We start from the raw sequence: 21,702 nt of genomic DNA, 5'->3' as shown, positions 1-21,702 counted from the left end.
TTCCCCCGGTGTCGGCGGCATGAAGATCGGCGGTCTGGATCTGGAGGCGGGGGCGCTTCTCGCCCCTCTTTGCGGAATCACCACTCCCTCCTTCCGGGTCCTCTGCCGCCGTTTCGGGGCGGCGGCCGTCTATTCGGAAACGCTCTCCTCCGACGCGCTCTTCCGGCTGAACCGGAAGACCATCGACATGGCCCGCTTCCACCCGGAGGAGCGTCCCTACGGGGTGCAGATCTTCGGCGACGACCCGGAGCGATTCGCCCTCTCCGCGCGTATCCTGGAGGACATGATCGCGCCCGACTTGATCGATCTCAACTTCGGCTGCCCGGCGCCCAAATTCGTCCGGAACGGCCGCGGCGCGGCTCTCTTGAAAGATCCGGAGCGAATTGGGAGAATCGTCCGGGCCGTGGCCCGAGCGGTGCGGACGCCGGTGACCGCCAAGATTCGGACCGGATGGGACGGTCAATCGATCCGGGCGGCGGAGATCGCGCGGATCTGCGAGGACGCCGGCGCGTCGGCCATTACCGTGCATGGGCGGACGGCGCGGCAGGGGTATCGGGGGGAGGCGGACTGGGACCGGGTCGCCGAGGTGGTTCGGGCGGTCCGCGTTCCCGTGATCGGAAACGGCGACATATCGGACGGAGACGGCGCGGCCAGGCGGATCGAGGAGACCGGCTGCGCCGCCGTCATGATCGGGCGGGCGTCGATCGGCAATCCCTTCGTCTTCCGCTCCGCTCGGACCCGTCTCGAGGAGGGGCGCGACGCGTACCCGCCCGGCCCGGAGGAGCTTCTCCGGACCTGCCGGGAGCACCTCCGGCTGATCGTGGAGGACCGGGGGACGCGGATCGGCGTGCGCGAGTTCCGTCGCCATCTCGCCCGTTATGTACGAGGACTCCCCGGGAGCGCCGCCTTTCGGAACCGGGTCAACCGGATCGAGGAGCGGGAGGAAGTGGAGCGGGCGCTGGAGGATTTCTTCGCCCCGCTGATCGAGGGAGGGATCGATGGACCCTGAACGCTTGCGGGAGATCCTGGAACGGGTCCGCGACGGCGCGCTCGATCCGGAGGATGCGCTCGGCGCCCTGAAGCATCTCCCATTCGAGAACCTCGGTTTCGCCCGCGTGGATCACCACAGGCAGCTCCGCCAGGGGTGGCCGGAGGCGATCTTCTGCGAGGGGAAACGCCCCGGGGAGGTGGCCGCCATCGCCCGGGCCATCGTGGACGCGGGATCCAACCTGCTCGCCACGCGCCTCTCCCCGGAGGCTTTCGCCGTGCTCGAAAAGGAGATCCCCGGCGTCCGATACAATCCCCGGGGGCGGACGGCGGTGCTCGTCCGGAAAGAGCCGGAGCGCGGCGCGCCGGTGCCGGTCCTCACCGCGGGCACTTCGGACATCCCGGTGGCGGAGGAGGCGGCGGAGACGCTCCTCCTGCTCGGCCACGAGCCGGAGCGGGTTTACGACGTGGGGGTGGCGGGCGTGCATCGCCTCTACGGCGAGGAGGAGCGGATTCGGAGCGCGCCGGTCCTGATCGTGGTCGCCGGGATGGAGGGGGCGCTCCTCTCGGTGGTGGCCGGGCTGACCGGTTCGGCGGTGATCGGCGTGCCGACGAGCGTCGGATACGGAACGGCGCTTCGGGGGTTCACCCCTCTCTTTTCCATGTTGAACAGTTGCGCTTCCGGCGCGGTGGTCGTTAACATCGACAACGGTTTCGGCGCGGCCTCCGCCGCGCACCGGATCCTCCGATCCTCCCGGGAGCGCCCATGAAGATCGCCTACTTCGACGGCCCCTCCGGCGCCGCCGGCGACATGATCCTCGGCGCGTTGATCGACGCCGGCCTGGACGCGGACGCGCTCCGGGAACGGCTCCGTACACTTCCCATCGAAAGTTTCCGTCTCGAGGCGGAGCGGACCGAGCGCTCCGGCATCGGCGGAACGCGGGTGCGCGTGGTTCCCGAGGAGAAGGCGTCCCACCGCGGTCTCCCGGAGATCGAGGACGCGATCCGCGCCGCCGACCTCCCCGAGGCGGTTCGGGAGGGGGCGATCGCCGTTTTCCGCCTGCTCGGAGGGGCGGAGGCGAAGGTCCATCGGATGCCGATCGAACGCGTGCACTTCCACGAGGTGGGGGCGATCGACGCGATCGTCGACATCGTCGGCGCCGTGACCGGCCTCTGGCTGCTCGGCGTGGAGCGGGTCTTCGCGTCGGCGCCGGTCACCGGCACCGGCACGGTCCGGGCGGCCCACGGCGAGCTTCCCGTCCCGGCGCCCGCCACGCTGGAGATTCTCCGCGGGCGTCCCTTCCGGCCGAGCGATCGGGAGGGAGAGCTTCTCACGCCGACCGGCGCCGCCCTCCTCGTCGGCCTGACCGAGCGTTTCGGTCCACCGCCCCCCTTCCGCCCGGAGCGGATCGGCTACGGATTCGGCTCCGCCGAGCGTGAGGGCCCGCCCAACCTGTTGCGGGTGACCGTCGGCGAGGGAGAATCGCTTCTCGGCGAGGAGAGGGTGATCCTTTTGGAGACCGACCTCGACGATTTGCCCGGCGAGATCCTGGGGGCGCTGGTGGAGCGCTCCATGGAGAGAGGGGCTCTCGACGCGGTTCTTCTTCCGACGGTGATGAAGAAGAACCGGCCCGGGCACCGGGTCTCCCTGCTCGCGAAGCCGGAGGACCGGGACCGGATGGTCCGGTTTCTGATGGAGGAGACGGGGACGCTCGGCGTGCGGGTCCGGGAGACGGATCGAATCGTCGTCCGCCGGGAGACGGTGGAGCGCGAGACCCCTTTCGGCTCGGTTCGTTTCAAGGCGGCGCGTCTTCCGAGCGGCGGGATTCGGCTCACGCCGGAGCACGAGGATTGCGCTCGCATCGCCGGGGAGAGGAACATCCCGCTTCTCGATGTTTGGCGGGCGCTGATCGCGGAGGCGGAGAAAGGACGGGAATGACCGAAAGGACCGTTCTCCCGAAAAGGGAGATGCAGTGGGCGATCACGAGGCTCGCCCACGAGATCCTGGAGAAGAACCGGGGCGCCGAGGATCTGGCGGTGGTCGGCGTCCGGACCCGGGGAGCGCACCTGGCCGCCCGGCTGGTCGAGGAGATTGCAAAGATCGCCGGGGGGGAGGTTCCCCTGGGCATCGTGGACATCACCCTCTATCGGGACGACCTGCAGGCGATCGGCCCGCAACCGGTGATCCGGGGGACCGACATCCCCTTCGACGTGGAGGAGAAGGTGATCGTCCTCGTGGACGATGTGCTTTATACAGGAAGAACCGTGCGCGCCGCCATCGACGAGATCATCGATTTCGGGCGGCCGAAGCGGATCTGGCTCACCGTGCTCGTCGATCGGCAGGGGCATCGCGAGCTTCCCATCTCCCCCGATTTCGTCGGTGAGGCGGTGGTGACGACGGAGAACGAGCAGGTGGTGGTTCACGTGTCGGAAGAGGACGGCGAGGACGCCGTGAAAGTCCGGGAGAAGAAGACGTGAGACTGTCCCGAAAGGATCTGCTCGGCCTGGAGGGGATGTCCCGGGACGAGATCGAACTGATCTTGAACACCGCGGAGTCCTTTAAGGAGGTCCTGGAGCGGAAGATTCCCAAGGTCCCCACGCTCCGGGGGAAGACGGCGGTCAACCTGTTCTACGAGGCGAGCACCCGGACGCGCGTTTCCTTCGAACTCGCGGAGAAGCGGCTCTCCGCCGACTCGGTTTCGGTGTCGCAGAAGATGTCCAGCTTCGAGAAGGGGGAGACGCTCCTCGACACGGTGCGAAACCTGCAGGCGATGAAGATGGATTTCCTGGTGGTGCGGCACGGCGCCTCGGGCGCCCCGCACTTCCTCGCCTCACGGCTCGACGCCTCCGTGATCAACGCCGGCGACGGGGCGCACGAGCATCCGACCCAGGGGTTGCTCGACATGTTCACCATGCGGGAGTGGTTCGGCTCCCTCGACGGGCTCCGGGTGGTGATCGTCGGCGACGTGCTCCACAGCCGGGTGGCCCGCTCGAACGTTTTCGGGCTGCGCACGCTCGGCGCGTCGGTGACGCTCTGCGCGCCTTCCACCTTCCTCCCGCCCGGGGTGGCGACCCTCGGCGTGGAGACCGAAACCGACCTGGATCGCGCACTGGAGGGCGCCGACGTGGTCATGGTCCTCCGGATCCAACGGGAGAGGCAGGACGGTTTTTTCCTCCCCTCGCTTCGGGAATACGCCGTTCTTTTCGGACTGAACCGCGAGCGCGCGGCCCGGCTGAAGGAGCGGTGCCTGATCATGCACCCCGGTCCGATGAACCGGGGCGTGGAGATCGATCCGGAAGTGGCGGACGGGCCGCGGTCGGTCATTCTCGACCAGGTGACCAACGGCGTCGCCGTCCGCATGGCGGTGATCTACCTGCTTTCCGGCGGTGAGGTGCGCGATGGCTTGGTTAATTAAGGGCGCGAGGCTCCTCGATCCCTCCCACGGTCTCGACGAGAAGGGGGATCTGCTGGTCGCGGACGGCAGAATCCGCGGAGTGGGCGGCGTGATCGAGCCGGAGGAGGGAATGCGCGTCGTCGACGGGAAGGGACTCGTGCTTTCCCCCTCCTTCATCGATGCTCACGTGCATCTGCGCGAGCCGGGTCGCGAGGACGCGGAGACCATCGCCTCGGGGACGGCGGCCGCCGCCGCGGGGGGGTTCGGCGTGGTGGCTTGCATGCCGAACACCGATCCTCCTCTGGACGACGCGGCATCGATCCGCAACGTGTTCGCCCGTGCCTCCGCGGCCGGTCCGGTCCGGGTGCTCCCCGTGGCCGCCATCTCGGTGGGCCGCCGGGGGGAGCGGCTCTCCGAGATGGGCGAGCTGGTTCGCGCCGGCGCCGCGGCCTTCTCCGACGACGGGGATCCGGTCGGAGACGCGTGCCTCATGCGCCGCGCCCTGGAATACGCCCGCCCCTTCGGCGTGCCGGTCATCTCCCATTCCGAGGAGAGGGCGCTCAGCCGCGGCGGCGTGATGAACGAGGGGGCGATGAGCACCCGTCTCGGCCTCCGGGGGATTCCCGCCGAGGCGGAAACGGTCGCCGTCGACCGGGACGTGCGGCTCGCCGAGCTGACCGGCGGCAGGCTCCATGTCGCCCATCTCTCCGCCGCCGGATCGGTCGAGATCGTGCGGCGCGCCAAAGAGCGCGGCCTGGCGGTCACCGCCGAGACGGCGCCCCACTATCTGGCCCTCACCGAACAGTGCCTCGCCGGCTACGACACGAACCGGAAGATGAACCCGCCCCTCCGCACCGCCGAGGACAGGGACGCGCTCCGCCGCGGGCTGGCTGAGGGGGTGATCGACGCGATCGCCACCGATCACGCCCCCCATCCTTCGCACGAGAAGGAAGTGGAGTTCGACGGCGCGCCTTTCGGCGTGATCGGCCTCGAAACCGCCCTCGCCTCGATGATCACCTACCTGGTTCGCACCGGCCATCTCGATCTCGCCACGCTGGTGGAGCGATTCACCGCCGGGCCCGCGCGGGTGCTCGGGATCGATTTCCCGGGGATCGCGGAGGGGGCGGAGGCGTCGCTCACCCTTTTCGATCCCGAGGAATCCCGGGTGGTGGACGCCTCCCGCTTCCGCTCCCTCTCCCGGAACACTCCCTTCGCCGGGGAGCGGCTCTTCGGCGCGGTGCGGGCGGTTCTGATCGGGGATCGTTGGATCGAGGGCCCGGACCGGAACGGCCCGTCCTCGTTGTTTCCCCCGGAAGGGAACGGATGAAACGGTTTCTCCTTTTCGCTCTCCTTGCCGGAACGATCGCGACGGCGGGGTGCGCCTACTACAACACGCTCTATCACGCCAATCAGTTCTACGAGGAGGCGGAGAGATCCCGTCGGAACGTCGCGCCGGAAAAGCGGGAGAGCGTGGGGCTGGATTTATACGAAAAGGCGATGCGCAAGTGCGCCAAGGTGATCATCGAGTATCCCGATTCCCGATGGGTGGACGACGCCATATTGTTGATGGGCAAATGTTTTTACGCCAAGGGGGATTATCTGGCGGCGCTCCGTAAGTTCGACGAGATCCTGAACTACTACCCCAACTCGAATCTGGTGCGCCAGGCGCGATTCCAGAAGGCGCGGACCCTGGTGGCGATGGAACGCTACGCCGAGGCCGTCCCCGTGCTGGAGGTCTTTCGAGAGGGGGGGAAGAAGGAACTCCGCAAGGAGGCGCTCTACCTCCTCGCTCTGGTGGAGCATCGGCTCGGCCGCTATGAAAAAGCGGCGGAGGGTTTCGAGGCATACCTGGAGCTGACCGACGGCGGCGAACGCCGGGACGAGGTCCTGGGGCTGCTGGGCCGGTCCTACGCGCGGTCCGGGAAGTGGCGGGAATCGTACGAGGCGTATGCCCGGCAGCTGAACAATCCGCTTCTCGATGAAAAAGTACGACTGGAGAGTTCCCTGGCCATGGCGGACGCCCTGGCGCGCGAAGGGCGCTACGACGAGGCATACGAGACGCTGGAGGAGACCCGCGCCGAGGTCCGTACGCGCGCCGACACGTTGCGAATCGAGCTGCAGGAAGCGCGATCCATGCTCGGCGAGGGACGCCTGGAGGAGGCGGTCGACTCCCTTCGCGCCGCTCTCGTTGAGGCTCCTTCCTCGGAACCGGCGGGGGAGATCGCTTATCTCCTCGGTGAACTCTATTTGAACGAGTTGGACAACAAGGATTCCGCCGCCGCGGCGTTCCGCCTGGTGGGGCAGCATCCCGTCGAGGAGGAGAAGAAAAACGAGGCGGCCCGGGTCTCCCGGAATCTGAGCGAGTACATCCGCCTGGAGCGCGCCTATGAGGAGGAGGCGGCGGACACGGCCGAGATCGAGTTTCTCCTCGCCGAGAGCGAGTTCTTCTTTTTCCGGAAACCCGAGGGAGCCCGCCGGCGCTATCGCTTTGTGACTGAACGTTTTCCGGATTCTCCCTACGCGCCGCGTGCGCTGGCCGCCCGGGTGTATCTGTCGCGGCACGGATTTACCGAGGAACCGAACGAGGACTCACTGATGCTGCGCGCCGTCCGGGGGTATCCGCGGAGCTTCACGGCGCGGGAGCTCGTCGATCGGGGGGAAGTGGCGCCTCCCGCGGAATCGCTCGAGGTCTGGATCGCGCTCTGGGACGAGGCGCACCCTCCGGAGGACACGGCGGCGGTGGAGACCACTGCGGTCGCGATGATCGTCGAGGAGGGAGACGATGTCCCCACGGCCATGAGAAGCGCTACGCGCTGGGAAGGGGAGTTGCGGTTCGAGGGGCCGCCGGCGCCGCTTCGCATTCAAACGCGGGTGGAGCCGGAAAAACCCCTGCTCGCGGAGGAGGACGAACCGGTTCGGGGAACCGTCGAGGTGGAGGTCGACGTAAACGGCGAGGGCAGGGTCTTCGAGGCCCGAATCGTCCGTTCCGACAATCCGGTCCTCAATGGACCCGCCCTCGCCGCAGCTTTCCAATGCCGGTACATTCCGGAGCCGATCGACGAAATCCGCAGCACGAACCTCGTCTACACCTTCCGGTGATGCACCCCCCGCCGGGCTTTACTCCACGTCGAGCTTCTTGCGGAGCTGATCCAGAACCTTCTGAAGCTTGACGTGATCGCCCGGGGTCAGATCGCCGAAAGACATCTTCAGGAACCGGTCATAGGACGGGGTGGCCTGCTGGTACAGCTTCTTCCCCTTTGCTGTAAAGAAAGCGCGGATGATCCGCCGGTCTTCCTTGTCCCGTTTCCGCTTCACCAGCCCGCCCTTTTCGAGGCGGTCGACTATTCCCGTGATGTTCCCGCCGGTGACCAGCAGGTTCTCGCCGATTCGGGTGAGTGGAATGCCCTCCTCGCCGGCTATCTGAGCGAGGACCTCGAACTGCGGCTGGGTCAATCCCGACCCGCGCAGCGAATCACGGCATTGCTTTTGTGCTAAGTGATAGCTCTGGGTCAACCGGACCCATGTGTCGGCCGTTACCTTCTTCGTGGCAGCCATTTGCTCCTCCTTTGGAAATCAGGCGCTGGACCCGAGCGCCCGTAGGCTTAACCCATGTACCTTTTACTTATTGCATCGGACCCCTTTTGTCAACCTTTATCATGCCGATCTTGTAAGCAATCATGTTCCAGCCGAATACGTTTCGGGAACCCTAGCACCGGTCCCCCAAACTGTCAACCGGCCCCAGGGAAAAGCGGTGGCGGGGAAAAGACGATTATGATAGGTGTTGCTCCGATGGACGGAAAAGCGGAAATCGCGCTCGCGCTGGACGGGATGGACGACCGGCGCGCGTTGGAGATGGTGGATCTCCTCCGCGGGCGGATCGGCCTGTATAAAGTCGGGCTGGAACTGTTCACCCGTTTCGGACCCGGACTCGTCCGGGAGATCTCCGCTCGGGGGGGCGGCGTCTTTCTGGATGGTAAATATCACGACATCCCGTCCACCGTGGCGGGGGCGGTGCGTTCCGCCGCGGCGCTGGATGTCCGGATGCTGACGCTCCACGGTTCCGGAGGGGAGGAGATGCTCCGCGCCGCGGCCGGGGCGCGGGGGGAGGCGGGCACGAAACTGCTCGCGGTGACCGTTCTCACCAGCCGTTCCGGGCCGGAGACGGCCGGGGAGGTGGAGCGGATCGCCCTTCTGTCGCGGGAGACGGGAATGGACGGCGTCGTCGTCTCGGCCCGTGAGGCGGAGAGGGCGCGCTCGATCGGCGGGGAGCGTTTTCTCGTGGTGACGCCGGGCATCCGTCCCGCCGGGACGCCCGCCCACGATCAGGCGCGAACCGCCACGCCGGCCGAAGCGGTCCGCGCCGGCGCCGACGTTTTGGTGATCGGCCGCCCCATAACCACAGCCGCCGACCCGCTCCGGGCGGCGGAGGCGATCCTGGAGGAGATGGAACGTGCGCGGTGAGGAACTGCTCGGACTTTACGAACGGGAGGGTGCGCTCCTCCGGGGACACTTTCTGCTCCGCTCGGGCAAGCACGCCGAGCGATACCTGCAATCGGCGCTTCTCCTGAGCCGCCCGCCCCTCGCCGAGAAAGCCGGCGAGACCCTGGCCGACCTGATCCGGGAGTTCGGCCCGCGGACGATTCTCGCTCCCGCGCTGGGGGGAATCGTGATCGGCCATGAGACGGCCCGGGCTCTCGGCGCCCGAGCCATTTTCGCGGAGCGCCGGGAGGACCGGTTCCTCCTCCGCCGCGGGTTCCGCCTGGCGCCGGGCGAACCGGTGGCGGTGGTGGAGGACGTGGTCACTACGGGCGGCTCCCTCCGTTCCGTCATCGACATGGCGGAGCGGCTCGGCGCGAAGGTGGTCGCCGTCGCGGCCCTGGTGGACCGCTCCGAAGGGCGGGCCCGCATTCCCGTCCCCTTCCGTCCGGCGGCGACCCTCGAACTCGCCGTCTACGATCCGGCGAGCTGCCCTCTCTGCCGCGAGGGGATTCCGATCGACGAACCGGGGAGCCGCGGGGACGATGCTTGACGTCTGCGCGATCGGAAGCGGGAGCCGGGGAAACGCCTATTGGATTCGGGCGGAGGGCTCGGCGGTTCTGGTCGATTGCGGTATCCCGGCGACCCGCCTTCTCCGGGCGCTGGATCGGATCGGCGCGTCCCCCGGCGAGTTGGAGGGGATCGTCGTCACCCATGAGCACACCGACCACACCGCGGGGCTCGCGGTGCTCCGTAAACGGCACGATCTCCCGGTCTGGGCGACGCCCGGCACTTGGGAGGGCATCCGCCGGCCGGGACCGGGACCGTTCCGTCCCCTCGATCCGGGGCGCCCCTTCGCGATCGGCCCCTTCCGGATCCTCCCCTTCCCGACCCCCCACGACGCGGCGGAGCCGATCGGCGTGGTTCTGGAGAGCGACGCCGGATCGGTGGCCGTCGCCACCGATCTCGGTCGAGTGGACGACGCGGTCCTGGAGAGGATCGGCGGCGCCCGCGTCCTGATCCTCGAGTCGAATCACGACGAGGACCTTCTCCGGGACGGCTCTTATCCTTGGTTTCTGAAGGAACGGATCCGCGGCGATTTCGGCCACCTCTCGAACAGGGCTTCCGGGAACGCCCTGGTCGCCGCCGCCCACGACGGATTGGAAGCGGTGATCCTCGCCCATCTTTCCAAAGAGAATAACCGCCCCGCCCTCGCCATGAAGGGCGCGTGCGATGCGCTTCGCCGCTGCGGGCGGAGTGGGGTGAAGGTGATCGTCGCCGAGCAGGAGAGGGAGGGGGAGGTGCTCAACTTCCGCTAAGTCGGTCTCCGGGACGCTCCGTTCCGACCGCCTCGGCGACATTCCGGAAACCGTCCCTTTCGAGAAGCCGGTCCAAATCGCGCAGCAGCCGGCGAACCATCCAAGGCCCCTCATAGATGAACCCGGTGTACAGCTGGACGAGAGAGGCGCCCGCGCGGATCCTGCGGTAGGCGTCCTCGCCGCTGAAGATTCCCCCCACGCCGATGATCGGGATCGCGCCGGCGAGCGCGGAGCGCGCGATCCGGACCGCGTCGAGCGCTCTTCCGGCGAGGGGGCGTCCCGAAAGACCGCCTCCCCCCTCCGGGGCGCCGCCTCCGAGAGGGGAGAGATCGACGGAGGTGTTGGTCACCACGAGCCCGTCGAAGCCAGCGTCCCGGACGGCGACGGCGGAGGCGCCGAGCGCGTCGTCGGAAAGGTCCGGCGAGAGCTTCGCCAAGAGGGGGGGCTTCCCGGCGCCGGCCCGTTCCTCGGCGGCGCGGCGGACAGCCTCCAGAAGAGGACGCAGCTTCTCCGCCGTTTCCAGGGCGCGAAGCCCCGGTGTATTGGGAGAGCTGATGTTCACGACCAGATAGTCCGCCACCGAAAGGAAGGGGATCGCCGCGGCGATGTAATCCTCCGCCGCGTCCTCCAGCGAAGTCTCCCTCTGTTTTCCCACGTTCGCTCCGACCACGTAGCGGCGACTCTCCCGCGCGGGGAGCCCCCGCAGATGTTCCCCCACTTTCTCCGCTCCGGGATTGTTGAAGCCCATCCGGTTCACGAGCGCCTCGTGCTCCGGGACGCGGAAAAGCCTCGGTTTCGGATTCCCCTCCTGGGGGCGCGGCGTCGCCGTCCCCACCTCGATGTGGCCGAAGCCGATACGGGAGAGGGCCCCCGGGAACCGCCCCTCCTTGTCGAAGCCGGCGGCGAGACCGACGGGATGGGGAAAATCGAGACCGAAGACCCGCGCGCGAAGGCGGGGCCGGGCGCGGGGCGTCCGGATCGGCAGGAGAGGCATCGCGCCCATCACCGTCTCGTGGACCCTCTCCGGGTCGAAACGGAAGAAAAGGGGGCGGACGACGCTGCGGTACAGTCGGCTCATCCCGAGGACGGTACCATGGTTACGCCCGGTTCGTCATTGACTTTACCGCGCGCCAAGGGGGACAATGCCTCTTTGGACTGTTTCCGTTTCGATCGGGCGCGGCGGCCAGCCGTTTCAGGGGGATGGATCGATGAAGAGAATCTGCGTGGTCGGCACCGGTTATGTGGGGCTCGTCACCGGGACTTGTCTCGCCGATTTCGGAAACCGGGTCGATTGCATCGATATCGATGAGCGGAAGATTCAAGTGCTCCAAGGCGGGAGCGTCCCTTTCTACGAGCCGGGCCTCGAGGAGATGATCAAGCGGAACGTCTCCGGCGGCAGGCTCGCCTTCTCCACCGAACTGGACCAGGGGATCCGGAACGCGGAGGTGATCTTCATCGCCGTGGGGACGCCGAGCGACGAACAGGGGAACGCGGATCTGACCTATGTGAAGGACGTGGCGGCTCAGATCGGACGTTCCATGAACGGCTACAAGGTGGTGGTGACCAAGAGCACCGTCCCGACCGGAACCGGCGCGCTTGTCGAGGAGATCATTCGGGAGAATCAGGACGCCCCTTACGAGTTCGATGTGGTCTCCAACCCGGAGTTTCTCCGCGAGGGGAGCGCCATCGAGGACTTCATGCGTCCCGATCGGATCATCGTCGGCACGGACAGCGAGCGGGCGCGGGACGCCATATCCGAGATCTACGAACCGCTCTACCTGCTCGAAACGCCGATCGTGAAGACGAACGTGGCGAGCGCGGAAATGATCAAATACGCGTCCAATGCTTTTCTGGCGACCAGGATCTCTTTCGTCAACGAGGTGGCGAAGGTGTGCGAGAAGGTGGGGGCGGACGTCGGCACCGTGGCGAGGGGAATGGGGCTGGACAAGAGAATCGGGCCGAAGTTCCTGCACGCCGGCGCCGGCTTCGGCGGCTCCTGCTTTCCCAAGGACACCCGTGCTTTCGTGCAGATCGCCGAGCAGGCGGGCGTAGACCCGATGATCGTCAAGGCGGTCATCGCCGTGAACGAACAGCGCCGCTCCGAGATGGCCGAGAAGATCGAGACCGCCGCCGGCGGCTCCCTGGACGGGAAGGTCGTCGGCATGCTCGGGCTCGCCTTCAAGCCGAACACGGACGACGTGCGCGAAGCTCCCGCCCTCGGCGTGATCCGCATCCTCCAGAAGAAAGGGGCGACGGTGCAGGCATTCGATCCCGTCGCCGGCGAGAATGCCCGGGCGTGGAACAAGGAAATCGTCCTGGTCGACTCCATCGTCGATGCCGCCGTCGGCGCGGACGTGCTGGTGCTGATGACGGAATGGAACGAGTTCCGGGAGCTTGACCTTGCCAAGCTGCGGGAGGTGATGATCCGCCCGGTTTTGGTGGACTGCCGGAACGTTTATGAACCCCGCAAGATCCGCGAGGCGGGTTTCGCCTACACCTCGGTGGGCCGGGGATAATCGGGTACGCAAAGGACGGGGCTCCGACCGCGGAGTCTCTTCGATACACGGTACCGGCGGCCTTCCGCCGCCCGGGGAGGTAACCGCGATGCGAGCGCTCGTCACCGGTGGAGCCGGTTTTCTCGGATCCCACCTGTGCGATCTTCTCCTTGCCGAGGGGCACGAGGTGATCGCCGTGGACAATCTGATCACGGGGAATCCGGACAACATCCAGCAGCATTTCGGCAACGACAAGTTCCGGTTCGTGCAACACGACGTGACCGAGTTCGTGTACGTGGCCGGTCCGCTCGACGCGGTGATTCATTTCGCCTCTCCGGCGAGTCCCATCGACTATCTGGAACTTCCGATCCAAACCTTGAAGGTGGGGGCCCTCGGCACGCACAAGGCGCTCGGCCTGGCGAAGTCGAAGGGGGCGCGGTTCCTGCTCGCCTCTTCCTCGGAGGTGTACGGCGACCCGCTCGTTCATCCCCAGGAGGAGTCCTACTGGGGGAACGTGAATCCCATCGGACCCCGGGGCGTGTACGACGAGGCGAAGCGTTTCGCCGAGGCGCTCGCCATGGCCTACCACAGAAGCCACGGCGTGAACACCAAGATCGCCCGGATCTTCAACACCTATGGGCCGCGCATGCGCGCCCACGACGGCCGCGTGGTTCCCACCTTCATCGTGCAGGCGCTGAAGGGGGACCCGCTCACCGTGTTCGGCGACGGCAACCAAACCCGTTCCTTCTGCTTCGTTTCCGATCTGGTGCGGGGGATCTATAAACTGCTCCTTTCAGACCTGAACGACCCCGTGAACCTGGGGAACCCGGACGAGATGACCATCAACGAGTTCGCCATGGAGATCCTGCAACTCACAGGCGGCGCCTCCCCGATCGAATACCGGGACCTTCCTCAGGACGATCCCAAGGTCCGGCAGCCGAACATCGGCCAGGCCCGCCGCCTCCTCGACTGGGGCCCCGAGGTCCCCTTGAGCGAAGGCCTGAAGAAGACGGTCGACTATTTCCGTAGCCGGATGGGATAACGAGTCCCGCCGGCCCGCCACGGTCGATCCTCATGAGGAGCGCATCCTTGAGCGACGCGATACCATTTCTGAACCTCCCCGCCCAGCACCGCGGGCTCCGGGAACCGATCCTGGAGGCGATCGGCGCGATTCTGGACCGGGGGAACTTCGTGCTCGGCGACGCGGTCGCCCGTTTCGAGCGGGAGGCGGCGGAGTATCTGGGCGTGGCCGAGGCGATCGGCGTCGCTTCCGGCACCGACGCGCTCTTTCTCGCCCTCCAGGCGGCGGGCGTGGGACCGGGCGACGAGGTGATCACCCCCGCCTATAGTTTCTTCGCCGTAGCCGAGGCGATCGAGCGGCTCGGCGCGGCGGCGGTTTACGTCGACATCGACCCGGAGACGTGCAACGCCGACCCGGAAGGGGTGCGCGCCGCCCTCGGACCCCGCACCCGCGCGGTGGTTCCCGTGCACCTGTACGGGCTGCCGGCGCCGATGGAGGAGTACCGCTCCATTATCGGGGGCCGGGACATCTTTCTTCTCGAGGACGCGGCGCAGGCTTTCGGCGCCGCCCGGGGGGAGAAGCGGGCCGGCGATCTCGGCGACGCGGCCGCCTTCTCTTTTTACCCGACCAAGAACCTGGGCGCCTGCGGAGACGGCGGCCTGGTGACCACCGCTGACGGGAACCTGGCCGGCGAGATCCGCATCCTCCGGGACCACGGCCAGACCGGCAAGTACCTGCACGGCCGCTACGGCTGGAACAGTCGGCTCGACGCCTTCCAGGCGGCGATCCTCTCGATCAAACTCCCGCTCCTGGAAGGGTGGAACGAGCGGCGTCGCGCGCTGGCGGCGCGCTACCGGGAGTCCCTTGCCGGACTCCCTCTCCGCCTACCGTCCGAGCCGAAGGGATACCGGCACGTCTATCATCAGTTCACCGTGCGCACCCCGTTGCGGGACGCTCTGCGGGAGCGGCTGGCCGAAAAGGGAATCGCCACGGCGACCCACTATCCGCGGGGGATTCACGAACAACCGGCCGTCGCCGCGGGGAGCGGTTTCTTCCCGGAGGCGGAGCGCGCCGCAAGGGAGGCGCTCTGCCTTCCGATCTATCCGGAACTCACCGACGAGGCGGCGGATCGAACCGCCCGGGAGATCCGCGCGTTCTTCGAGCGCGGCGGCAAGGACGCCGGCGCGCGGAGCGAAGAAGGGGAGAGAGGGAAATGAAGAAGGCCCTCATCACCGGGGGAGCGGGTTTCATCGGCTCCCATCTGGCGGACCGCCTGCTCGCCGACGGCGAGCAGGTCACCATCGTGGACGACCTGTCCACCGGCTCATTCGAAAACATCGCCCACCTGGAGGACCACCCGCGGTTCCGTTATGTGATCGACACGATCATGAACGAGGACATGATGGCCAAACTGGTGGACGAGGTGGACACGGTATACCATCTCGCCGCGGCGGTCGGCGTCACCTACGTGATCGAGAACATCCTGAAGTCGATCCAGATCAACATCCGCGGCACCGAAATCGTCTTCGAACAGGCCAACCGGGCGAAGAAGAAAGTCGTTCTGTTCTCGACCTCCGAGGTGTACGGGAAATCCAATTCCCTCCCCTTCAGCGAGGAACAGGACCGTTTGATGGGAAGCACCACCATCAACCGTTGGAGTTACGCCGCCACGAAGGCGCTGGACGAGATGCTCGCTCTCGCCTACTACCGGGAGAAGAAAGTGCCCGTTGTGGTGGTCCGCTGCTTCAACACCTGTGGACCGCGGCAGACCGGTCAATACGGCATGGTGCTCCCGCGGTTCGCCAAACAGGCCCTCCTCGGCCAGCCTCTCACCGTTTTCGGAGACGGCAAGCAGTCGCGCTGTTTCTCCTCCGTGTTCGATATCGTGGACGGCGTGACCGCCCTCGCCCGCGCCGACCAGGCGGTGGGGCGGATCTTCAACATCGGCAGCGACAAGGAGATCAGCATCGAAAGCCTGGCGGAGCGCGTCAAGGAACTGGCCGGCTCGAATTCCATCATCGATTATTTGCCGTATGAAAAAGCCTATGAGCAGGGCTTTGAGGACATGCGCCGCCGTGTGCCGGACCTCACCCGGATCCATGAGGCAATCGGTTATGAACCGAAGGTGGGATTGGACGAGCTGATTCTGAGCGTGATCGCCTATTTCAAACGGTAGAGAAAGGCGCTCCGCCGCCGCGCTCTTCCCGGCGGGCCGGGCGCCCCTTTTTCCTGGCCCGACCCCCGGCGTTCCTCTAGAATCATCGTCCGGAACGGCCTTTGCGGCCTCCGAAACAGCTGAATTCGCGAAGGTTCCCGCCCTGTCCGCCGATAGGTGAAGGTGCGGGGCTCTTTTCGCGGCGGCCGCGGAAAGCGGCGGCGAAGACACGCATTTCCGGATGAAACGACGGCGATGATCGGCGAAACCATTTCCCACTACCGCATTCTCGACAAGCTGGGCGAGGGGGGGATGGGCGTCGTGTATAAGGCGGAGGACCTCCGCCTTCAGCGCACGGTGGCCCTCAAGTTTCTCTCCCCCAAGGCGCTCGGCAGCGACGAGGAGCGTTCCCGCTTCATACACGAGGCGCGCGCCGCCGCCGCGCTCCAACACCCCAACATCTGCACGGTCCACGAAATCGACGAGGTGGAGGGGAAGGCTTTCATCGCCATGGCCTTCATCGACGGGCCGAGCCTCCACCAGAGGATCGCCCGGGGCCCGATGACGATCGACGAGGTGATCGATACGGCTTCCCAACTCTGCCAGGGGCTGCAGGAGGCTCACGAGAAGGGGATCGTTCACCGGGACATCAAACCGGCGAACGTGATGGTCGATTCGAAGGGCCGGATCGCGATCATGGACTTCGGCCTCGCCAAGTCCGCCGCCCGTTCCAAACTGACGCAGGAGAGCACCACCCTCGGCACCGTCGCCTACATGTCGCCGGAGCAGGCGAGGGGGGAGAAGGTGGATCGCCGCTCCGATATCTGGTCCCTCGGCGTGGTGATCTATCAGATGGTCACCGGGCTTCTCCCCTTCCGGAACGATCACGAGACGGCGCTCGTCTACGCCATATTGAACGAGTATCCGGAACCGCTCACGGCGCTCCGCACGGGAGTCCCGATGGAGCTGGAGCGGATCGTCGACAAGGCGATGACGAAGGACCGCGAAGAGCGTTACCAGCACGTGGACGAGATGCTCGTCGATCTCCGGCGGCTCCGCAGCGGGGCGAGTCGGGTCTCGCGGGTCTCCGGCCTTTCCGGTTCTTCCCGGCCGTCGGAAGAAGTCACGCAGGTGATACCGACCCCCTTCCCCTCCTCCTTCGATCCCTCGCGGAGCGGGGGAGGGACCGCCGTTACGCCGCCGCGCCGCCGGAGCCCGCTCCGGATCGCCGTAGGCGTGACGGCGGCGGCGCTCGCGGCCGCTTCAAGTTTCTTCGCCCTTTGCGGTGACGACGGCGGCGATGGAGCGCCGGTCCGGGTGGCGATCGCCCCCTTCGACAATCAAACCGGCGAGAGCGCTTACGACCATCTCGGCAGGATGGCGGCGGATTGGATCACCCGCGGTCTCGCCCGGACCGATCTGGTTGAAGTGGTTCCCCTCGCCGCGCAAGACGCCGCCGGCGGGGGGGGAGAGGGCGCGGAGCGGGGGAGGCGCTCCGCCGCGGAGAAGAATGTGACCGCTCTGGTCTCCGGCTCCTATTACCTCCGGGAGGAGGAGGTGGAGTTTCACGCCCAAATCACCGACCCGGGCGACGGGCGCCTTCTCACCGTTCTCGACCCGGTGCGGGGTTCGGTCCGGGATCCCGAGGAACCGATCGGGCGGATGCAGCAGAGGGTGATGGGGGCGCTCGCCCTTCTCGTCGACCCGCAGTCGAAGGGACCGGCGGAGAGGACCGCCCGCCCGCCCACCTACGAGGCGCTGCGGGCGGAGGCGGAGGGGGAGGCGGCGCTGGCCCGTTTCGACGACGACCTCGCGCTGGAACATTTCTCCCGAGCCGCGGCGGGCGATTCCACCTACGCGGAACCGCTCCTTCATGCCGCATTGGTTCGAATCGAAAGAAACGACGGCGCACGCGCCGATTCGCTTGCCCGCCTGCTGGAGGGGCGGAGGGGATCCCTGCGTCCTCACGAAGCGGACCGCTTGGACTGGGTCCGGGCGAGCCTCGCGGGGGACAGCGAGGGGGCGGCGGAGGCGCTCCGGCGCGCCGTGGAGCAAGTGCCCGAGGGGAGGTGGAGTCTCCGCCTCGCCTGGGAGGAGATCCGCCGCGGCCGACCCCGTGAGGCGCGGGAGTTGCTCGATGCGATCGCCGCGGAACCGGAAGGGATCGCCGGATCGCCGGCCTGCCTACGCGCCCGCGCGGAAGCGCTCCATCGGCTCGGAGAACACGAGCAGGAATTGGAAGCGATCCGTCGCGGGCGGGACCTCGACCCCCTGTCGCCGGATCTGATCCTCGCCGAAGGGCGCGCGCTGGCCGCGCTCGGGAGGTTGGAGGACTTGAACGCCTGGATGGAGAAGCGCCTCGCCTCTCCCTCCGTGGAGGGGCTCACTCCGGGCGGGAGCCTGCTCGAGGCGGCACGCGTTTTGCGCGCCAAGGGGTGGCGGGACGACGCGCTCCGCCTCCTCGATCGGGCGATCGCCTGGTTCGAAGCGCGTTCGGAGGAGGCGTCGGAGACGGAGGAGCACCGGTGGGCGTACGCCCGGGCGCTCTATGCCGCCGAACGTTGGGACGAAGCGTGGGTCGTTCTGGAGACTCTCGGGTTCGACGATCCGGAAAACCCCCGTTACATCGCCGCCTTGGGCGCCGTCGCCGCCCGCCGGGGCGACCGGGACGCGGCGCTCCATCATCTGCGCGCGCTGGAGCAGTCAAGCCGCGAGGATCGTCCCGGCGAGAGGGCCCGATTGGCCGCTTCGATCTACGCTCTTTTAGGAGACCGCGTCGAGGCGCTGGCGCGGCTGCGCGCGGCGGCCGACGCCGGCTGGAGCCGCGCGGAAATGGAGGAGCGGATGGACCTGGAACCGCTCGTCACGGACCCCGCCTTCCGCAAGATCATCCGGCCGGAGCGCTGACCGGCATCACCGGCCGCCCTGCCGAGGCCTTCTACTTTCCGTTTCCGAAGAGAGCGCCGGCGAGCCAGCCCGCGATGGGCGGGAAGAAGAACGTGCAGGCCACGCGGATCGCCGTCAGCCGCCAGCCCAGTATTCCCACCTCCATCGGAAGCCGCCCGATCGCCCAGAGCGACCAGCCGGTCAGAAAGGCGACCATCGTGCCGGTCCCCGCGCCGACACGGAGCAGACCGGCGGCGATGGGAAGGCTGACGTAGGGCCCTCCGGGCGCGAATCCGCCCGCCACCGTTCCGAGCAGGAGACCGCGGAGGCCGGAGTCGGCGCCCACCCATCGGGAGATCGACTCCTGAGGGAGCAGGACCTGCACCATCCCCGCCACGAGAAAGGCGCCGATCAGAAGGGGAAGGGTCTCCGTCAACAGGCGCGCGGAGACCCGCATGCCCTGCACGTGCTCGCCCGCGCCGCGGGAATACCCCAGCCAGAGGAGCACCGCCGCGAGCCCCCAAATGACGAGGGTGGGTATCAACATGGCGTTTCTCTTTCCTCCTCGAACGTTCATCGAAACCTCCCCATGGGGCAAAGCGGAATCTAACACGGCGCGACGGGAGGGGAAAGAGGGGAGAATCCCGAAACGGGCGGGACTTTCGGGGCCCGTCTTCTCTCTGCGCGAACGGAGAAATGAAGAGAACCCGGTTCCGAAGGACTCCGGGAGAGGGTGCTGGAACATATGAGCATAACGTGGTATAATACAACTAGTTCCCCCTAAGAGTCTCCTGTCGCCCATCAGGCCGCCCGTTCGAGGGCTAGGACCGTTTTCGCAAGGAGAGCATCCCGATGAAGCGTTTTCTCCTGATCCCGATCGCCCTTCTCCTCTTGGCATCGCTCACGCCCACCTCCCCGCGCGCGGGAGGGTTCCTGATCGAGCCTTCGAAGAATCCCGAATTCATCGTCTACGACATGGATCCCGCACTGATCGAGGAGCTGACCGGGGTTCCCTACGAGGAGATGGTGCGCCGCCGCCTCGATCGTGAGACGCGGGCCCCTTCCGACACCGGCGTGGTCCTCGCTCTTCTCTGCCAGTGGGAAGACGATCTCGCGGACACCAGCGCCCATCCCCCCAGCGCTTACGACGAACTCCTCTGGAGCCAGGGGGTCGTCGATCCGGGGAGTATGCGGGAGTATTTTCTGGAGGTCTCGTACGGCGACTTTTGGATCGAGGGGGAGGTGCGCGGCTGGTTGACCGAGCCGACATACGATCCCGGGAACTGGTTCACCGATTTTTTCGAAGCCCTTGACCCCTATATCGATTTTTCCGACTTCGACCGGGACGGCGACGGCTACACCGACGCGGTCTGGATCTTCCACGCCGGTCCGGGGCAGGAGGAGACCCACGACCCGAACCACATCTGGTCCTACGCGGTCTCCGGCCTCTATTACATGACCGACGACGGCGTCTACATCAACCGCTACTCCTGCAACCCGGAGATGCACGCCGACGGGTCGATCGTCAGCATCCGCGTGCCCGCCCACGAGGCGACCCACGTTCTCGGCCTGCCGGATCTGTACGATTACGATTCCAAACTGGACACCAACACCTACTTCACCCCCGGCGACGCGAACGACCATCCGACCGTGGACTGGGCGCTCATGGGGTACGCCGGATACAACATCATGTCCTACGGCACCCGGCAGGACCCCTCTCACCACTGCGCCTGGTCGAAGCAGGAGCTGGGTTGGGTGACGCCGGCTTCGATCACCACGTCGATGCACCACGTCCCCCTCCCCGAGGTGAACACCAACGCGGTCGTCTACAAGATTCCGCGGTCGGGAACGCAGGAGTACTTCCTGATCGAGAACAGGAACAGCAATTCCAGCTCCAAGTTCGACCATCTCGATTCGGACTTCTCCGCCTACTTCCCCTGGTTCACCTTCGGCCGGAACCAGAAGGATCCGGGAATGCTGATCCTCCACGTGGACGACGCCGTGTCCAGCAACAACGCCGGTCCGAGCAGCCCCCATTACATGGTGACCGTTATGGACGCCGGCTACGATCCCGCCCATCCATGGGACGGCGTGAGCGAGTTCTCCGAGTGGTGGTACCCCTACGAGTTCCGGATCGGCGCTCCCTTCGCCGGCGAAGACGCGGGGCAAGACGCCTTCACGCCGAACACGACGCCGAACTCGAGCTGGTACGGCGCCTCCTCCGGCATTTGGATCACCAACATCAGCGAGTCCGATTCGGTGATGACCTTCGATATCGGATTCGGGAACGCCTGGCCGGCGATCGTCGATCATAGCCCGGCGGCGCTCGACACGAGCCTGATGGAGGGGGCGTCGCACCCCTTCTCCATCGCCGCGATCGACCGGGACGGGGACGCCACCGCCTACGGCTGGACCGTGAACGGCTCCCCAGTCGGAACCGGCGACTCGATCTACACCCATCTCCCCGGTCCGGCCGGGACGGTGGACACCATCCTGGCGGTCGCTTCCGACGGTTCTCTGGCGGACTCGCTCGTCTGGCTGGTCGGGTCGGACGTGAACACCGCCGTGGCGACCGCCGGGAATGCGCCCGCCCCGCCGGGGCGGCTCCTCACGGCCGCGCCGAACCCGTTCAACCCGACCGTCACCGTGCGGGCGATCCTCCCCTCCGCCGGCCACGCGCGCCTCACCGTGCACGACCCCTCGGGGCGGCGCGTGGCGGTGCTCCTGGACGAGAGGGCGGAGGCCGGCGAGGTGATCCGCGCCTGGAACGGCCGGGACGATGCCGGCCGTCCCGTCCCCTCCGGCGTTTATCTGCTCCGTCTTGACGCGGGGAACCGCGCCGAGACCCGAAAGATCGTCCTTCTCCGCTGAGGGAAAGCCACGAAAAGCCGACTTTGGGCGGGGACGCAGCTGCGGGGCACTCACTCGCGGGTTCCGGCGAAGCCGTGCGGTATCTCCTTGAACCGCT

At 67.0% G+C, this 21,702-nt stretch carries 19 protein-coding genes; 16 read left to right on the top strand and 3 right to left on the bottom strand.

Annotation, left to right across the window (positions count from 1 at the left end; translation table 11 throughout):
• The first annotated feature begins 19 nt into the window (after positions 1-19).
• From dusB to JW958_05000, 7 genes are read left to right on the top strand one after another with little or no spacing between them, the layout of a single operon-like run.
• Positions 20-1,009, top strand: a complete 990-nt coding sequence (dusB, locus tag JW958_05030) for a tRNA dihydrouridine synthase DusB (GenBank protein ID MBN1825611.1) — start codon at positions 20-22, stop codon at positions 1,007-1,009.
• Complete coding sequence (larB, locus tag JW958_05025) at positions 999-1,757, top strand: nickel pincer cofactor biosynthesis protein LarB (protein MBN1825610.1); 759 nt, start codon at positions 999-1,001, stop codon at positions 1,755-1,757. The genes dusB and larB overlap by 11 nt, the downstream gene beginning before the upstream one ends.
• On the top strand, positions 1,754-2,926 hold the full coding sequence (gene larC, locus JW958_05020; protein ID MBN1825609.1) for a nickel pincer cofactor biosynthesis protein LarC: 1,173 nt from the start codon (positions 1,754-1,756) through the stop codon (positions 2,924-2,926). The genes larB and larC overlap by 4 nt, the downstream gene beginning before the upstream one ends.
• Positions 2,923-3,465 carry a bifunctional pyr operon transcriptional regulator/uracil phosphoribosyltransferase PyrR gene (gene pyrR / locus JW958_05015; protein MBN1825608.1) on the top strand — a complete coding sequence of 181 codons (543 nt, stop codon included), beginning with the start codon at positions 2,923-2,925 and terminating at the stop codon, positions 3,463-3,465. Before larC ends, pyrR begins: the two co-directional genes overlap by 4 nt.
• Complete coding sequence (locus JW958_05010; protein ID MBN1825607.1) at positions 3,462-4,403, top strand: aspartate carbamoyltransferase catalytic subunit; 942 nt, start codon at positions 3,462-3,464, stop codon at positions 4,401-4,403. The genes pyrR and JW958_05010 overlap by 4 nt, the downstream gene beginning before the upstream one ends.
• Positions 4,387-5,709: a dihydroorotase gene (locus tag JW958_05005; protein MBN1825606.1), complete on the top strand. Its 1,323-nt coding sequence runs from the start codon at positions 4,387-4,389 to the stop codon at positions 5,707-5,709. The genes JW958_05010 and JW958_05005 overlap by 17 nt, the downstream gene beginning before the upstream one ends.
• Positions 5,706-7,481, top strand: coding sequence for a TonB family protein (locus JW958_05000; GenBank protein MBN1825605.1), 1,776 nt, complete (start codon positions 5,706-5,708; stop codon positions 7,479-7,481). The genes JW958_05005 and JW958_05000 overlap by 4 nt, the downstream gene beginning before the upstream one ends.
• A gap of 18 nt (positions 7,482-7,499) precedes the next feature.
• Here the strand turns inward: JW958_05000 and JW958_04995 are convergent, their stop codons facing one another.
• Entirely contained in the window at positions 7,500-7,937 is a 438-nt protein-coding gene (locus JW958_04995) for a MarR family transcriptional regulator (GenBank protein ID MBN1825604.1), read from the bottom strand.
• A 234-nt stretch (positions 7,938-8,171) separates the two neighbouring features.
• Between JW958_04995 and pyrF the strand changes: the two genes are divergently transcribed.
• Genes pyrF through JW958_04980 form a run of 3 tightly spaced genes read left to right on the top strand, consistent with a single transcriptional unit; the run spans position 8,172 to position 10,177 of the window.
• Positions 8,172-8,843, top strand: coding sequence for an orotidine-5'-phosphate decarboxylase (pyrF, locus tag JW958_04990; protein ID MBN1825603.1), 672 nt, complete (start codon positions 8,172-8,174; stop codon positions 8,841-8,843).
• Positions 8,833-9,411, top strand: coding sequence for an orotate phosphoribosyltransferase (locus JW958_04985; protein MBN1825602.1), 579 nt, complete (start codon positions 8,833-8,835; stop codon positions 9,409-9,411). The genes pyrF and JW958_04985 overlap by 11 nt, the downstream gene beginning before the upstream one ends.
• Positions 9,404-10,177, top strand: a complete 774-nt coding sequence (locus JW958_04980) for an MBL fold metallo-hydrolase (protein MBN1825601.1) — start codon at positions 9,404-9,406, stop codon at positions 10,175-10,177. The genes JW958_04985 and JW958_04980 overlap by 8 nt, the downstream gene beginning before the upstream one ends.
• Here JW958_04980 and JW958_04975 read toward each other — a convergent pair.
• A complete protein-coding gene (locus JW958_04975; protein ID MBN1825600.1) occupies positions 10,164-11,255 on the bottom strand; it encodes a quinone-dependent dihydroorotate dehydrogenase in 1,092 nt (363 codons plus the stop codon). The genes JW958_04980 and JW958_04975 overlap by 14 nt on opposite strands.
• A 130-nt stretch (positions 11,256-11,385) precedes the next feature.
• Here JW958_04975 and JW958_04970 point away from each other — a divergent pair, with 130 nt between their 5' ends.
• From JW958_04970 to JW958_04950, 5 genes are all read left to right on the top strand, one after another.
• Complete coding sequence (locus JW958_04970) at positions 11,386-12,693, top strand: UDP-glucose/GDP-mannose dehydrogenase family protein (GenBank protein MBN1825599.1); 1,308 nt, start codon at positions 11,386-11,388, stop codon at positions 12,691-12,693.
• Between the two features lie 88 nt (positions 12,694-12,781).
• Positions 12,782-13,714, top strand: a complete 933-nt coding sequence (locus tag JW958_04965; GenBank protein ID MBN1825598.1) for an SDR family oxidoreductase — start codon at positions 12,782-12,784, stop codon at positions 13,712-13,714.
• Positions 13,715-13,746: 32 nt separating this feature from the next.
• A complete protein-coding gene (locus JW958_04960) occupies positions 13,747-14,910 on the top strand; it encodes a DegT/DnrJ/EryC1/StrS family aminotransferase (protein ID MBN1825597.1) in 1,164 nt (387 codons plus the stop codon).
• Positions 14,907-15,869: a GDP-mannose 4,6-dehydratase gene (locus JW958_04955; GenBank protein ID MBN1825596.1), complete on the top strand. Its 963-nt coding sequence runs from the start codon at positions 14,907-14,909 to the stop codon at positions 15,867-15,869. The genes JW958_04960 and JW958_04955 overlap by 4 nt, the downstream gene beginning before the upstream one ends.
• A 234-nt stretch (positions 15,870-16,103) precedes the next feature.
• Positions 16,104-18,755 (top strand): protein kinase, encoded by a 2,652-nt coding sequence (locus JW958_04950; GenBank protein MBN1825595.1) that lies wholly within the window; start codon positions 16,104-16,106, stop codon positions 18,753-18,755.
• A 31-nt stretch (positions 18,756-18,786) separates the two neighbouring features.
• Here the strand turns inward: JW958_04950 and JW958_04945 are convergent, their stop codons facing one another.
• Positions 18,787-19,281 (bottom strand): permease, encoded by a 495-nt coding sequence (locus JW958_04945; GenBank protein ID MBN1825594.1) that lies wholly within the window; start codon positions 19,279-19,281, stop codon positions 18,787-18,789.
• Positions 19,282-19,586: 305 nt separating this feature from the next.
• Between JW958_04945 and JW958_04940 the strand changes: the two genes are divergently transcribed.
• A complete protein-coding gene (locus JW958_04940) occupies positions 19,587-21,605 on the top strand; it encodes a M6 family metalloprotease domain-containing protein (GenBank protein ID MBN1825593.1) in 2,019 nt (672 codons plus the stop codon).
• The last annotated feature ends 97 nt before the right edge of the window (positions 21,606-21,702 follow it).

The organism is Candidatus Eisenbacteria bacterium (assembly GCA_016930695.1).
GTDB lineage: Bacteria > Orphanbacterota > Orphanbacteria > Orphanbacterales > Orphanbacteraceae > JAFGGD01.
The sequence above is the reverse complement of the archived record's forward strand: the minus strand, read 5'-3'. Positions and strand labels throughout refer to the sequence as shown.

Excerpts from the sequence above, each read along its gene's own strand:
- JW958_04995 (MBN1825604.1), bottom strand. The coding sequence starts at position 7,937 with ATGGCTGCCACGAAGAAGGTAACGGCCGACACATGGGTCCGGTTGACC.
- larB (MBN1825610.1), top strand. The coding sequence starts at position 999 with ATGGACCCTGAACGCTTGCGGGAGATCCTGGAACGGGTCCGCGACGGC.
- JW958_04975 (MBN1825600.1), bottom strand. The coding sequence starts at position 11,255 with ATGAGCCGACTGTACCGCAGCGTCGTCCGCCCCCTTTTCTTCCGTTTC.
- JW958_04950 (MBN1825595.1), top strand. The coding sequence starts at position 16,104 with ATGATCGGCGAAACCATTTCCCACTACCGCATTCTCGACAAGCTGGGC.
- JW958_04970 (MBN1825599.1), top strand. The coding sequence starts at position 11,386 with ATGAAGAGAATCTGCGTGGTCGGCACCGGTTATGTGGGGCTCGTCACC.
- JW958_04955 (MBN1825596.1), top strand. The coding sequence starts at position 14,907 with ATGAAGAAGGCCCTCATCACCGGGGGAGCGGGTTTCATCGGCTCCCAT.
- larC (MBN1825609.1), top strand. The coding sequence starts at position 1,754 with ATGAAGATCGCCTACTTCGACGGCCCCTCCGGCGCCGCCGGCGACATG.
- JW958_04965 (MBN1825598.1), top strand. The coding sequence starts at position 12,782 with ATGCGAGCGCTCGTCACCGGTGGAGCCGGTTTTCTCGGATCCCACCTG.
- JW958_05000 (MBN1825605.1), top strand. The coding sequence starts at position 5,706 with ATGAAACGGTTTCTCCTTTTCGCTCTCCTTGCCGGAACGATCGCGACG.
- JW958_04940 (MBN1825593.1), top strand. The coding sequence starts at position 19,587 with ATGAAGCGTTTTCTCCTGATCCCGATCGCCCTTCTCCTCTTGGCATCG.
- pyrF (MBN1825603.1), top strand. The coding sequence starts at position 8,172 with ATGGACGGAAAAGCGGAAATCGCGCTCGCGCTGGACGGGATGGACGAC.
- dusB (MBN1825611.1), top strand. The coding sequence starts at position 20 with ATGAAGATCGGCGGTCTGGATCTGGAGGCGGGGGCGCTTCTCGCCCCT.
- JW958_05005 (MBN1825606.1), top strand. The coding sequence starts at position 4,387 with ATGGCTTGGTTAATTAAGGGCGCGAGGCTCCTCGATCCCTCCCACGGT.
- JW958_04945 (MBN1825594.1), bottom strand. The coding sequence starts at position 19,281 with ATGTTGATACCCACCCTCGTCATTTGGGGGCTCGCGGCGGTGCTCCTC.
- JW958_04960 (MBN1825597.1), top strand. The coding sequence starts at position 13,747 with ATGAGGAGCGCATCCTTGAGCGACGCGATACCATTTCTGAACCTCCCC.
- JW958_04980 (MBN1825601.1), top strand. The coding sequence starts at position 9,404 with ATGCTTGACGTCTGCGCGATCGGAAGCGGGAGCCGGGGAAACGCCTAT.
- pyrR (MBN1825608.1), top strand. The coding sequence starts at position 2,923 with ATGACCGAAAGGACCGTTCTCCCGAAAAGGGAGATGCAGTGGGCGATC.